Consider the following 13,065-nt stretch of genomic DNA (forward strand, 5'->3'; position numbering starts at 1 on the left):
CCGAACGGGATGTCCGCCTGGCCCTGGTCTCGGCCCGGATGACGGAAAAGAGCGCCCTGGGCTGGGGCCGCGCGCCCGGCGCCGCCCGCGCCTTGCTGCAGGCTTTCGATCTGGTCCTGCCGCAGGACGCCGAGACGGCCACGCGGCTGGAGCGGCTTGGGGCGAGCCTCGGCCCGCAGCTCAACCTCAAGCAGGTCGGCGCCCCCCTGCCCTGCGACGCCGTCGAGCTCGACCTTTTGCGCCAGGCGACCGAGGGACGGCCGGTGATCCTGGCCGCCAGCACCCATCCCGGCGAAGAGATTCTGATCGCCGAGGCGGTCCAGGGCGTGATGGCCGGCCAGCCCGGCGCCCTGCTGATCGTGGCCCCGCGGCACCCCGAGCGCGGGGCCGAGGTCGCCCGAATCCTGGGGCAGGCCGGCTTCAACACCGCCCGTCGCAGCGCAGGCCATAGGCCTACGCCCCTGGTCGGGGCCTATGTGGCCGACACCCTGGGCGAGCTTGGCCTCTTCTTCCGCCTGGCTGATGTGGTGATCATGGGGGGCGGCTATGCGGCAGGCGTCGGCGGCCACAATCCCCTGGAGCCCGCCCGGCTGGGCGCCGCCATCGTCACTGGCCCCTCGGTGTTCAACGCCGCCGAAACCTATCAGGCCATGTTCGAAGAGGTCGCCGCCCTCTGCGCCCCGGACGGCGAGACCCTGACCCGCCACCTGGCCGGCCTGCTGGACAATCCGACCATCGCCCGACGCATGGGCGCCGCCGCCATGGCCCATGCCCAGCGCTATGGGGCGGCCCTGAATGAGGCCATGGACCGGCTGTCGCCGCTGCTTCCTGGCGGAGACGCCCGATGAAGCTCTCCACGCCGCGCTGGTGGTACGTGCGCGAGCGCGACCGGTCGTCCATGCCCCTGACGCGGGCGCTGCTGACGCCGATCTCCTGGATCTGGGCCGTCGTCACCGCCCGCCGCATCGCCCGTGCGGCGCCCTGCGATCCCGGCGCGCCGGTCATCTGCGTCGGCAACATCACCATGGGCGGGACCGGCAAGACGCCGGTGGCCCGCGAGATCCTGGCCCGGCTGCGTCGCAGTGGCGTCGAGGCCCATGGCCTCTCTCGAGGCTATGGGGGCCGGCTGGCCGGACCTGTCCGCGTGGATCCCGCTCAGCACACCGCCGCCGATGTTGGCGACGAGCCGCTGATGATGGCGCAGGACGCGCCCATCTGGGTCGCCCGCGACCGGGCCCTGGGGGCCTGCGCGGCGGTTCAGGCGGGGGCGGCCGCCATCGTCATGGACGACGGCCACCAGAATCCGAGCCTCGCCAAGCGCCTGTCCTTGATCGTGGTGGATGGCGAGACCCGCGAGGGGGAATGGCCCTTTGGCGACGGGGCGGTCTTTCCGGCCGGGCCGCTGCGCGAGCCCCTGGCCGCAGGCCTGGCGCGGGCCGACGCCGTGATCGTGATGCTGCCGGAGGACATGGTCGCGCCTGACCGCGAACTCCTGGCCCTGTTTGGCGAGACGCCCGTGCTGATCGCCCGGCTGAAGGCCTCGGCGCCGCCGCCGCCCGGGCCGCAGGTGGCCTTCGCCGGGGTCGGCAAGCCGTGGAAGGTGGAGCGCGCCCTGAAGACGGCGGGCTGCGAGCTGGCCGACTTCGTCGCGCTGCCCGACCACTTCGCCTATGACGCCGCCACCCTGGCCCGGCTGGCCGCTCGGGCCGAGGATTTCGGCGCCGGACTGGTGACCACGGAAAAGGACTGGGCGCGGCTGCCCCCCGAATGGCGCGCCCGGGTGACCGCCTGGCCGGTGCAGGCGCAGTTCGAGGACGAGGCCGCCCTGGACGCGCTGCTGTCCAGGGCGATGGGCCAGCCTCTCTAGCCCGTGGGCCTTCAGGCCGTCGCGCCGGCCTTCTGGGCGAAGCTCCAGCCGGCCTTGGCCAGCAGCGGGACCCGTTCGGCCATGGCCGCGGCCTGCGGGCTGTTGGCGGTGCCGTCGCGGACCCGGCCGACGATCCCCTGGATGATGCCGGCCAGGCGGAAGATGTTGTAGGCGAAGTACCAGTTCAGGTCCGGCAGGCTGTCACGGCCGGTCAGGCGGCAGTACTCGGCCACGTACTCGTCGATGGACGGCACGCCGTGCGCCTCAAGGTCCTCGATATTGGCGATGGTCCCGTTGACCCAGTTCATCAGCAGATAGGTGAAGTCGGCCAGGGGCTCGCCAAGCGTCGACAGCTCCCAGTCCAGCACGGCAATGACGCGGGGCTCGGTGGGGTGCAGCACCATATTGTCCAGGCGGTAGTCCCCATGGACGATGGAGGTCCGCTCCTGGGGCGGCACGGTGCGGGGCAGCCATTCGATCAGCCGCTCCATCTCCTCGAGCTTGACGGTTTCCGAGGCGCGGTACTGCTTGGTCCAGCGATCCACCTGCCGGCCCATATAGTTGCCGGGCTTGCCGTAGTCCCCCAGGCCGATGGCCTCATGGTCGGTATTGTGCAGGTCGGCGAGGGTCTTGAGCTTGGCCATATAGATCGGCCGCCGCTCCTCGGGCGTGTACTGGGGCAGTTGCTGGTCCCAGAGGATGCGGCCCTCCACCATGTCCATCACGTAGAACATGGTGCCGATGACCTCGTCGTCGGTGCACAGGCCGTAGGAGCGCGCCACCGGGAAGCCGGTGGGATAGAGGGCGCTGATCACCTTGTATTCCCGGTCCACCGCGTGGGCCGAGGGGAGCAGCTTGCCCGGCGGCTTGCGGCGCAGGACGTACTTCTTGTTCGGCGTCACCAGTTGGTAGGTCGGGTTGGACTGGCCGCCCTTGAACTGGCGCACCTCAAGCGGGCCCTGGAAGCCCTCCACATTGGCCTGCATCCAGGCCTCAAGCCGGGCTTCGTCGAACCGGTGGGACTCCGCGACCTCCTTGGTGCCGGTGTTCAGCTGTTCGCGCTGTTGTTCGGCGGCGTCGGCCATGGGAATCCCCTCTACTCATAGGCTTGGGCGCGTAAGTCTTACGCTTGTTTGAACCCACCTTACCGAGCCGCGGCATGGCGCCGCAAGGCGTTCGGCGCCCGGGCGTACTGGAACCCAGAACCAGGTAAGCCCGGTCAGCGGTTCAGCGCGCGCCAGCCGATGTCGGAGCGATAGAAGCCGCCGGGCATGCGGATCTGGTCCACCGCGGCATAGGCCGCCTGCCGCGCGGCCGGGAAGTCCGCCCCAATCGCACAGACGTTCAGCGCCCGGCCGCCTGCGACCCGCAAGGTCCCATCGGCGTCCTTGGATGTGCCGGCATGAAAGACCACCACACCGTCGCCGAACCCCTGGTCGGCGCCGGTGATCGCAGCGCCTGCGACCGGGGCGCCAGGATAGCCTTCGGCGGCCATCACGACGCAGACGGCGGCCTCATTGCGCCAGGCTGGGGGCGGGAGGCTGTCGAGCTCGCCCCTGGCGCAGGCCATCAGATAGGGGACCAGGTCGCTCTCCAGGCGCAGCATCAGCACCTGGCATTCGGGATCGCCGAAACGGACGTTGAACTCCACCAGACGGGGGCCCTCGCGGGTGGCCATGAACTCCACAAACAGCACTCCGCGATAGGGTGCGCCCTCGGCGGCGATGGCCGCGAAGGTCGGCTCGGCCAGTTCATTGCGCACGCGATCGACCAGTTCGTCGGTGAACAGGGGCGCAGGCGCATAGGTCCCCATGCCGCCGGTGTTGGGACCCTTTTCGCCGTCATAGGCCCGCTTGTGGTCCTGGGCATGGCCAAAGACCATGCTGGTCGTCCCGTCGCACAGGGCGAACAGGGAGCCGATCTCGCCCTCCAGGAACTCCTCGATCACCACCCGCGCGCCAGCCGCGCCGAAGCGGCCGCCCAGGGTGTCGTCGATGGCGGCTTCGGCCTCGTCCCTCGTCTGGGCGATGACCACGCCCTTTCCGGCCGCCAAGCCATCGGCCTTGATCACATAGGGGGGCGAGAACCTGTCCAGGGCGGCTTTGGCTGCGGGCGCCTCGTCGCAGACCACATAGGCGCCGGTGGGCAGGCCGTGGCGTTCGGCGAAGGCCTTGGTGAAGGCCTTGGAGGATTCGAGCTGGCCCGCCGCTTTGCTCGGTCCGAAGCAGGGAATGCCTGCGGCCATGAGGGCGTCGGCAAGGCCCGCCTCGACGGCCGATTCCGGGCCGATCACCACCAGGTCCGCGGTCATCTCCCGCGCCAGGGCCACGAGGCCGGCCACGTCGGTCACCTTGACCTGGACCACCTCGCCCAGGGCCGCCATGCCCGGATTTCCCGGGGCCATGACCAGGCGGGTGAGCAGGGGCGACTGGGCGATCTTCCAGGCCAGCGCATGCTCGCGCCCGCCCGAACCGACGAGGAGAATGTTCATGGGCGGGCTTTGCCGCGCCGCGCCCGGAGCGTCAAGCTGGCCGTCCTAGAGCGTCAGGTTCAGGCCTCGACGTCGAGGGAATAGCCGGCCGAGCGCACGGTGCGGATCGGGTCGGCCGAGGCCTCGCGGTTCAGCGCCTTGCGCAGGCGGCCCACATGCACGTCGACGGTGCGGGCCTCCACATAGACATCCGAGCCCCAGACGGCGTCCAGCAGTTGCTCGCGGGAAAACACTCGGCCGGGATGCTGCATCAGATAATCCAGCAGGCGGAATTCCGTCGGGCCGAGGTGGATCTCCTTGCCCGAGCGCTTCACCCGGTGGGCGACGCGGTCGATGACCAGGTCGCCGATCCGAACCCGGTCCTCGGCCAGGCCCGGCCGCAGGCGGCGCAGGACCGCACGGATGCGGGCCGAGAGCTCCGACATGGAGAAGGGCTTGACGATGTAGTCGTCGGCGCCGGTGTCCAGACCACGGATCCGGTCGGTCTCCTCGCCGCGGGCGGTCAGCATGATGATCGGGATGTTGCGGGTTTCAGACCGCGCCCGCAGGCGGCGGCAGACCTCAATGCCGGACACCTTGGGCAGCATCCAGTCCAGCAGGATCAGGTCGGGCATCTTCTCGTCGACCATCACCAGGGCCTCTTCGCCATCGGCGGCGACCGCGACGGCATAGCCCTCTTTTTCGAGATTGTAGTTCAGGAGGGTCGAGAGGGAGTCTTCGTCCTCGGCGACCAGGATATTGGGGGTCATGGGGGTCCTCCCGCGCCTACCGCTGCAGCGGATCGGTCTTGGGGCGCTCGGCGGCGATCGCCTCGTCCCCGGTGATCTCGTAGTGGATGATCTCGGCGATGTTGGTGGCGTGGTCGCCGATGCGCTCAAGGTTCTTGGCCACGAACAGCAGATGGGCGCAGGCGGTGATCGTGCGCGGATCGCCCATCATATAGGTCAGCAGTTCGCGGAACAGGCTGTTGTAGTGCTCGTCCACCTCGTCGTCCCGGGACCAGACGGTCATGGCCCGCTCAAGGTCAGACGAGGTGTAGGCGTCCAGCACCTCTTTCAGGCGGGTCACCACCAGGCGACCCATGCGCTCGATGGAGCGTGTCAGCGGCACCATCGGGTCGGATTCGATGATCACGATGGTCCGCTTGGCGATGTTCTTGGCCAGGTCGCCGACCCGCTCGAGATTGTTGGCGATCTTCATGGCCGCCACCGTGCGGCGCAGGTCGTTGGCCAGCGGCTGGCGCAGGGCGATCATGCGGATCGCCTTGCGCTCGATATCGGCCTGCAGGATGTCCAGGCGCTCATCGCGGCCCACCACCAGGTCGGCGGTCTGCTGGTCGCGGCGGACCACGGCCTCGAGCGCGTCGGCGACGGCGGCCTCGGTCAGCCCGCCCATCCGCGCGCACTCGGCGGTGAGCATGTTGAGCTCGTCTTCGTAGGCCTTGACGATGTGTTCGTTCATGGCGGCGTCCTCCCGGTCAGCCGAAGCGTCCGGTGATATAGTCCTGCGTGCGGGTGTCACGCGGGTTGGTGAAGATCTCGTCGGTCGCCCCAGCCTCAACCACCGCGCCCATGTGGAAGAAGGCGGTGCGCTGGGAAACCCGCGCGGCCTGGGCCATGGAATGGGTGACGATGACGATGCAGTACTGGCTGCGCAGGTCGTCGATCAGCTCTTCGATCTTGGCCGTGGCGATGGGGTCGAGGGCCGAGCAGGGCTCATCCATCAGGATCACTTCAGGGCTGACGGCGATGGCCCGGGCGATGACCAGGCGCTGCTGCTGGCCGCCCGACAGGCTGGTGCCCGGCGCCTGCAGGCGGTCGGCCACCTCGGCCCAGAGGCCGGCGCGCTTGAGCGAGGATTCCACAATGTCGGCCAGCTCGCTCTTGGTGGAGGCGAAGCCGTGGATGCGCGGCCCATAGGCCACGTTTTCGAAGATGCTTTTGGGGAACGGGTTGGGCTTCTGGAAGACCATGCCCACCCGGGCGCGCAGCAGGACGGGATCGACCCCGCGGTCGTTGATGTCCTCGTCGTCCAGGATGATCCGTCCTTCGACCCGGGCGCCGGGGATGGTGTCGTTCATCCGGTTGATGCAGCGCAGGAAGGTCGACTTGCCGCAGCCCGAGGGGCCGATCAGGGCGGTGACCGCCCGGTCGGGCATGTCCAGGGAGACGTCGAACAGGGCCTGCTTGTCGCCGTAGAAGACGCTGATGTCGGTGGCCGAGACCTTGGGGCCAGCCTGGCCGGCGCGGGGCGTCGTCATGGAGACGCCCTGGGCGTGGGCGTCGTCGCGTTGGCGGGTCATGGGCGAACTCGGAGCATGGCGGGACTGAGAAGACATGGGGATCACCACCGCCGTTCGAAACGCCGGCGGAGCAGGACCGCGGCGAGGTTCATCAACACCATGAAGACCAGCAGCACGATGATGGCCGCGGCCGTGCGCTCATGGAAGGCGCGCTCAGAGGCGTTTTCCCAGATGAAGATCTGCACCGGCAGCACGGTGGCCGCGCTGGTCAGGGTCTCGGGCACGCCGGGGACGAAGGAGACCATGCCGATCATCAGCAGGGGCGCGGTCTCGCCCAGGGCGTGGGCCAGGGACAGGATGGTGCCGGTCATCATGCCGGGCATGGCCAGCGGCAGGACGTGATGGAAGACCGTCTGGGTGCGCGAGGCGCCCACAGCCAGGGCGGCCTCTCGGATCGAAGGCGGCACGGCGCGAAGGGAGGCGCGGGTGGCGATGATGATGGTCGGCAGGGCCATCAGCGCCAGCACCAGGCCCCCCAGCAGGGGCGAGGACCGCGGCACGGCCAGCCAGTTGATGAACACCGCCAGCCCCAGCAGGCCGTAGATGATCGAGGGCACGGCGGCCAGGTTGTTGATGTTCACCTCGATCAGGTCGGTCCACCGGTTCTTCGGCGCAAACTCTTCCAGATAGGTGGCGGCCAGCACCCCGATGGGGGCGGCCAGCAGGGCGGTGACCAGCAGCATCATGGCCGAGCCGACCACCGCGCCGAGCACGCCGGCCTGTTCCGGCTCGGTGGAGTCCGAGCGCGAGAGGAAGGTCCAGTTGAAGCCGCCGCTGACCATGTCGCGCTGGCGCAGCTCGTCCAGCCAGTCGAGCTGGCGGTCGCTGAGCAGCCGGCCGCCGACCTCGGTGTCGCGGCTGATCTGGCCCTTGTAGTAGAGGCTGGCATTGGCCTTCATCGGGCCATGGACCGTGATGGTCTGGCCGACGAGCGAGGGATCTTCCCGCAGGCGGTCGAGGATCTGGAAGCCCAGGTCCCCCGACAGGATGGCCATCATCTCGCTGGAGGCCTCGCCATAGACGTCGTCCTCCTCGCCCAGCACGGCCAGTGCGGACTCGGCGACCATGAGGTTGAAGTTCGAACCGCCCAGGTCGGCCATGTCGACACGGTCGGCGGAAATCTCTACCGGCAGGCTGATGCGGTAATCGACGAAGGTCGAGTAGCCCTGGGTTCCGATCCGGCCCAGCAGCACCACAAGGAAGGCCAGGGCCAGGAAGATGGCCGCGCGGCCATAGAACCGGAATCGCGTCTCGGCGCGATAGCGGCGCTTCAGACGCGCCTCGGCCTGGGCGCGGGCGCGGGCCTTGGCGGCCTGGGCGGGGGTCAGGGCCGCGTCAGTCATACTGTTCCCGATACCGCTGCACGATCTGCAGGGCGACGATGTTGAGCACCAGCGTGATCACGAAAAGGGTCAGGCCCAGGCCGAAGGCCGAAAGGGTCTTGGGACTGTCGAACTCCTGATCGCCGGTCAGCAGGGTGACGATCTGCACCGTCACGGTGGTCACCGTGTCGAGGGGATTGAAGGTGGCGCGGGCCTGAAGGCCGGCGGCCATGGTGACGATCATGGTCTCGCCCACGGCCCGGGAGATGGCCAGCAGCAGCGCGCCCATGACGCCCGGCAGAGCCGCCGGCATGATCACCCGGCCGATGGTCTCCGACCGCGTGGCGCCCATGGCCAGGGAGCCGTCCCGCAGGGACTGGGGCACGGCGTTGATGATGTCGTCCGACAGGGAGGAGACGAAGGGGATCAGCATGATGCCCATGACCGCCCCGGCCACCAGGGCCATCTGGTTCTGCACCTGCATCAGATAGAGGCCGACCCCGTCCAGCGGGCCGCCCAGCAGTTGGGCGCCGAGCCCGTTGAAGAAGCCGCGGAACAGCGGCCCCACCGTCAGGGCGGCGAAGAAGCCGTAGACTACGGTGGGAATGCCGGCGAGCACCTCCAGCAGCGGCTTGACCACCGCCCGCGTCGTCCGCCCAGCGTACTCCGACAGATAGATAGCGGCGAACAACCCGACCGGCGCCGCCACCGTCATGGCGATCATCATGATCAGGAAGGTGCCCATGAACAGGGGCACGGCGCCGAACGCGCCCGAGGAGGCTACCTGGTCAGCGCGGATGGCGATCTGCGGGTCCCAGGTGAGCCCGAACAGGAATTCGAAGATCGGCACGGCCTGGAAGAACCGCCAGGATTCCCAGACCAGCGAAGCCACGATGCCCACGGTCGTCAGCACGGCGACGATGGAGCAGATCAGGAAGAGGGCGGCGATCCACCGTTCCACATTTGGACGGGCGGCGAAGCCGGCGCTGACCTTGGGCCAGGCGAAGGCCGCGCCGGCCAGGGCCAGGGCCAGGGCGGCCGCAAGCGTCGCCGCCACGAGATTGCGATGGATTTCGCGCGCCTCGACCAGCTTGGCCCCGAAGGCCTCGCCAAGCGCGCCATCATATTCGGTCTGGCTGACCTGGCCGTCCGTCACCGTCGCGACCACGTCGTTATAGAAGACGTCCTGGGTGCTGTCAGGCAGTTGCGCGACCGCAGCCGGCGGGTCGGCGCGCAGGACCGCTTCCTCGATCTGGCCGCCCAGCATACTCACCAGGATCAGCAGAATGACCGCCGGCGCCGCGGCCCACAGCGCGACATAGGCGCCGTAGTAGCCAGGCAGGGAATGGAGCACGCGAGTGCGGCCGCCAACGGCGCGCAGCACCTTGCGGCGTCCGGCCGAATAGGCCGCGAGGGAGAACAGGACGAGCCCGATCAGGGCGATCCAGATGAGCATTCAGGCCTTCGACTTATGGCTCGGATCGCGCGGGAAAAGGGGAATCTCGATCTTGAGCTGACCCTTGGGTGCGCGGCGCGGAACCTGCCTGCGGATTGCTGACCGAACGCGACATTTTCATGACACTTTTGCGACATCGTCGGACTTGTCGGTGTCTGCAAGCTCCCGACGCCGACGCACCAGTTCCGCCCTGGGGAAGTAGGCGGTGAAGATCGCCCCGCGCCCCGGCGCGCTTTCGACCATCAGGCCGCCCCTGTGACGGTTCATGATGTGCTTGACGATGGCCAGGCCCAGGCCCGTGCCGGACTTCTCGCCGCTCTTCTGACCCTCGACCCGGTAGAAGCGTTCGGTGAGCCGGGGCAGATGCTCCCGGGCCATGCCGGGGCCGGAGTCCGTGACCGAGAGGGCGGCGAAGCGGTCCGGACCGTGGTCGGGCGTCAGCAGCGACAGGCGGGCCGCCTGGTCCATCCGCGGGGCCATGGCCGCCTCGATCCCCAGGCCGTCCTCCAGAACCACGCGGACGACGCCGCCGGCGGGGGAGTATTTCAAGGCGTTGTCCACCAGGTTCTGGGCCACCTGCACGACCTGATCGCGGTCTCCCACCGCCGTCACGCTGCCCCGGGGCGGCAGGTCAACCTCCAGGCTGACGCCCTTTTCCCGGGCCAGGGGGGTGATGGCGTCGACCACGTCCATGACTGCGGCCACCAGATCCACATCCTCATTGGGCGGGACGTGCTCGTTCAGTTCGATACGGCTAAGCGACATCAGGTCGTCGATCAGCCGGGACATGCGCTCGGCCTGGACATGCATGATGCCGAGAAACTTCTCGCGGGCGCCCTCATCGGCCCGGGCGTGTCCGCGCAGGGTCTCGATGAAGCCCGACAGCGAGGCGAGCGGGGTGCGCAATTCGTGACTGGCATTGGCCAGGAAGTCGGCCCGCATCCGCTCCACTCGGCGAATGTCGGTCTCGTCGTGAAGCACCAGCAGCGCCAGCCGCCCCCCGTCCGCGCCCAGGCCCAAGGGGCGGGCGTAGACCCGGAAGATTCGCTCCTGCGAGCCGCCAGGCTCATAGATGGCTTCGCCCTCGAGGCCGCCGAACAGGGCTTCATCCACGGCCTCCAGGACGTCAGGATCACGGATCGCGGTGACCAGAAGGCCTGCTTCCCGCTGGATCTTCAGCACCTCCCGGCCCGCCAGATTGACCATCACGAAGCGGCGCCCGGTGAGGTCGTCCGGCTCATGGGCGGAGATCACCATGACGGGGTCGGGAAGCGCGTTGAGCACCGCCGTATAGGGCAGAGACAGCTGACCCGCGGCGACCTCGGCGTGGGTCTCGGCCACCTCGGCCTGGAGCCGTGCGGCTTCGCCCCGGGCGCGGAACGCCTGAATGGCCGCGACGCCGGCCACGGGCAGGGCCAGGACGGCGGCCGCCAGGGGATCGGCGCCGCCCACGGCGACCAGGCCAGCCAGGGCCAGCAGGCCCGCCGCCCCCGTGACGAGGGCGGGCCCGGCGGCGAACCCGCGGCGAGGTCCGAGGGGCAAGGGTTGCGGCAGCAGGGACAAGACCGAATCTCCGTTCGCCGGATCATCCACCAAGCCGCATACCTGTGTCATCGCCGTGACAACGGAAAGAATTCACGACTCACAGGCGCCTGACCTGGGATGCGGCCCTGGAACTGCCCCGGCCAGCCGGCGTTTGTCTGGCTCTCGGGGACGCGGTGCAAAGATCATGAGCGAGCGAAGGGACACCTTTCGGGCTGACAGCCTGTTGACCCCGCAGGCCGGCATCGACGATCCGTTCGCCGCCGCCGTCCACGCCACCCGCATGTCGATGATCATCGCCGACGCCCAGGCGCCGGACATGCCCATCGTCTTCGCCAATGACGCCTTCCTCGCCCTCAGCGGTTATCCCCGCGACGAGATTCTGGGACGCAACTGCCGCTTCCTCCAAGGTCCAGACACCGATCCGGAGGCGGCGCGAAGGCTGGCCCAGGCGGTCGCCGACGGCGCGCCGGTCAATGTGGACATCCTGAACTACAGCAAGGACGGCAAGCCGTTCTGGAACGCCCTGCAGATCAGTCCGGTGCACAACGCCGAAGGCCTGCTGGTCTATTTCATCGGCTCGCAGATCGATGTCACCGCCCGGAAGAACGCCGAGAATCGACTCGTCCAGGACCGGGAGGGCCTGGTTTCGGTGGCCACCGAGCAGGCCCGGGCCGCCGAGCAGGCCGTGGCCGAGCGCACGGCGCTGCTCCACGAGGTCGATCACCGGGTCAAGAACAACCTCCAGCTCATAAGCTCGCTGCTGGTCCTGCAGACGCGGCGAACCGAAGACCAGCAGACGCGGGTGGCCCTTCAGTCGATGCTGTCGCGGGTGAGCGCCATCGCCACAGTGCACCGGCGCCTGTTCCAGAGCCGCGATCTGGAGCGGTTCGATGTGGCCGCCTTTGTTCGCGACCTGGTGGGCGACGTGTCCTTGAGCCGCGACGAGGTGGAAGTCGATCTGGATCTTCAAAGTATCGAGATCGCCGCCGCCCAGGCCGCGCCCCTGGCCCTGGCGGTCAATGAGTTGCTGGACAACGCCCTCTCCCACGGCCTGGCCGAGGGGCGCGCAGGCAGGCTGGGCGTACGCGTCCAGCGCCAGAACGGCCATTACGTGATCGAGATCTGTGACGATGGCCCAGGCCTTCCCCCCTGCGGACGGTTCGCACCAGGATTTGGCCTGACGATTGTCGGCCTGCTGGCGCAACAACTGCGCGCCGAGCTGCGTTTTGAATCCGTGAACCCCGGCGTGCGCGCCATTCTCGAATTGCCCGTGAACGCCTAGGTCCCTTGATGCCCAACCCCCTGTCTGTGCTGATCGTCGAGGATGAGGCCCTGCTGGCCGTCGAACTCGGCTTCCTGGTGGAAGAGGCCGGTTGCGTCGAGGTCGGGCACGCGCCGGACTCCGCCGTGGCGGTGCAGATGGCCGGGAGGCTGAAGCCGGACATCGCCCTGGTGGATGTTCATCTGGCTGACGGCCCCACCGGAGTCGATGCGGCTCGCGAGATCGCCGCCCATCACGGGGCGATGGTGCTGTTCATGACCGCCAATGTGAAGCGCCTCCCGGATGATCTGGCCGGCGCCTGCGGCGTAATCGGAAAGCCCTACACGGACCGCGCCGTCCGTCGCGCCCTGACCTATCTCGTCGGATGCCTGGAGCGTGGCTGCGCCGACGCGCCCCCGCCGCCGGGCCTCACCCTTTCCGACAGCTACGCCGCCCGCTGGGGCGTGCAACGCCTCGAACAGACGGCTTAGACAACCATGGCCCCGAGTTTCCTGGCCGAGGTGATCGGCTTCTGCGCCGGTCTGTGTTCAATGGTGAGCTTCACCCCTCAACTCATCAAGACATGGCGGGAGCGGGACGCCCGATCGATTTCCCTGCGCATGTACGTGGTGACCGTCACCGGTTTCAGTCTCTGGGTGACCTACGGAGTGATGATCGGGAGCTGGCCGGTGATGCTGACCAACTCGGTCTGTCTGATCCTGTCGGGGCTCATCCTGGCGCTGAAGTGGCGCTTCTCGCACAACCCGGCCCCCCCTGGAAATCTTGAGCCCACGGCCTAGCTTTCCGGCATCGGTTGGCGC

Annotated in this window: 13 protein-coding genes; 5 read left to right on the top strand and 8 right to left on the bottom strand. The window is 68.6% G+C overall.

Features of this window, described 5'->3' with window-relative positions; genetic code table 11:
* Positions 1 to 848 (top strand): 3-deoxy-D-manno-octulosonic acid transferase (locus V7702_RS06410; protein WP_335649307.1); only part of this gene is annotated, 848 nt, incomplete at its 5' end.
* On the top strand, positions 845 to 1,867 hold the full coding sequence (gene lpxK, locus V7702_RS06415) for a tetraacyldisaccharide 4'-kinase (RefSeq protein ID WP_335649308.1): 1,023 nt from the start codon (positions 845 to 847) through the stop codon (positions 1,865 to 1,867). The genes V7702_RS06410 and lpxK, both read left to right, overlap by 4 nt.
* An 11-nt stretch (positions 1,868 to 1,878) precedes the next feature.
* Here the strand turns inward: lpxK and V7702_RS06420 are convergent, their stop codons facing one another.
* The 8 genes from V7702_RS06420 to V7702_RS06455 all read right to left on the bottom strand — a co-directional run bounded on the left by V7702_RS06420 (position 1,879) and on the right by V7702_RS06455 (position 10,992).
* The gene (locus V7702_RS06420) at positions 1,879 to 2,952 is read right to left on the bottom strand and encodes a phosphotransferase (RefSeq protein WP_335649309.1); all 1,074 of its coding nucleotides are present in this window, start codon (positions 2,950 to 2,952) and stop codon (positions 1,879 to 1,881) included.
* 134 nt (positions 2,953 to 3,086) lie between these two features.
* Positions 3,087 to 4,358: a phosphoribosylamine--glycine ligase gene (gene purD / locus V7702_RS06425; RefSeq protein WP_335649310.1), complete on the bottom strand. Its 1,272-nt coding sequence runs from the start codon at positions 4,356 to 4,358 to the stop codon at positions 3,087 to 3,089.
* A gap of 59 nt (positions 4,359 to 4,417) precedes the next feature.
* The gene (gene phoB, locus V7702_RS06430) at positions 4,418 to 5,107 is read right to left on the bottom strand and encodes a phosphate regulon transcriptional regulator PhoB (RefSeq protein ID WP_300578091.1); all 690 of its coding nucleotides are present in this window, start codon (positions 5,105 to 5,107) and stop codon (positions 4,418 to 4,420) included.
* Between the two features lie 16 nt (positions 5,108 to 5,123).
* A complete protein-coding gene (phoU, locus tag V7702_RS06435; protein ID WP_335649311.1) occupies positions 5,124 to 5,819 on the bottom strand; it encodes a phosphate signaling complex protein PhoU in 696 nt (231 codons plus the stop codon).
* A 16-nt stretch (positions 5,820 to 5,835) separates the two neighbouring features.
* Positions 5,836 to 6,660 (bottom strand): phosphate ABC transporter ATP-binding protein PstB, encoded by an 825-nt coding sequence (pstB, locus tag V7702_RS06440; RefSeq protein WP_442958403.1) that lies wholly within the window; start codon positions 6,658 to 6,660, stop codon positions 5,836 to 5,838.
* Between the two features lie 41 nt (positions 6,661 to 6,701).
* Positions 6,702 to 8,003, bottom strand: coding sequence for a phosphate ABC transporter permease PstA (gene pstA, locus V7702_RS06445; protein ID WP_335649312.1), 1,302 nt, complete (start codon positions 8,001 to 8,003; stop codon positions 6,702 to 6,704).
* On the bottom strand, positions 7,996 to 9,438 hold the full coding sequence (pstC, locus tag V7702_RS06450; RefSeq protein ID WP_335649313.1) for a phosphate ABC transporter permease subunit PstC: 1,443 nt from the start codon (positions 9,436 to 9,438) through the stop codon (positions 7,996 to 7,998). Before pstC ends, pstA begins: the two co-directional genes overlap by 8 nt.
* A 117-nt stretch (positions 9,439 to 9,555) precedes the next feature.
* Positions 9,556 to 10,992, bottom strand: coding sequence for an ATP-binding protein (locus V7702_RS06455; RefSeq protein ID WP_442958404.1), 1,437 nt, complete (start codon positions 10,990 to 10,992; stop codon positions 9,556 to 9,558).
* 175 nt (positions 10,993 to 11,167) lie between these two features.
* Between V7702_RS06455 and V7702_RS06460 the strand changes: the two genes are divergently transcribed.
* From V7702_RS06460 to V7702_RS06470, 3 genes are read left to right on the top strand one after another with little or no spacing between them, the layout of a single operon-like run.
* Entirely contained in the window at positions 11,168 to 12,265 is a 1,098-nt protein-coding gene (locus V7702_RS06460; RefSeq protein WP_335649315.1) for a histidine kinase dimerization/phosphoacceptor domain -containing protein, read from the top strand.
* 8 nt (positions 12,266 to 12,273) lie between these two features.
* The gene (locus V7702_RS06465; RefSeq protein WP_335649316.1) at positions 12,274 to 12,735 is read left to right on the top strand and encodes a response regulator; all 462 of its coding nucleotides are present in this window, start codon (positions 12,274 to 12,276) and stop codon (positions 12,733 to 12,735) included.
* A 6-nt stretch (positions 12,736 to 12,741) separates the two neighbouring features.
* Entirely contained in the window at positions 12,742 to 13,044 is a 303-nt protein-coding gene (locus V7702_RS06470) for a SemiSWEET family sugar transporter (RefSeq protein WP_335649317.1), read from the top strand.
* Positions 13,045 to 13,065 lie beyond the last annotated feature (21 nt).

The sequence above is a fragment of the Phenylobacterium sp. genome (assembly GCF_036963605.1).
Taxonomy (GTDB): Bacteria; Pseudomonadota; Alphaproteobacteria; order Caulobacterales; family Caulobacteraceae; genus Phenylobacterium.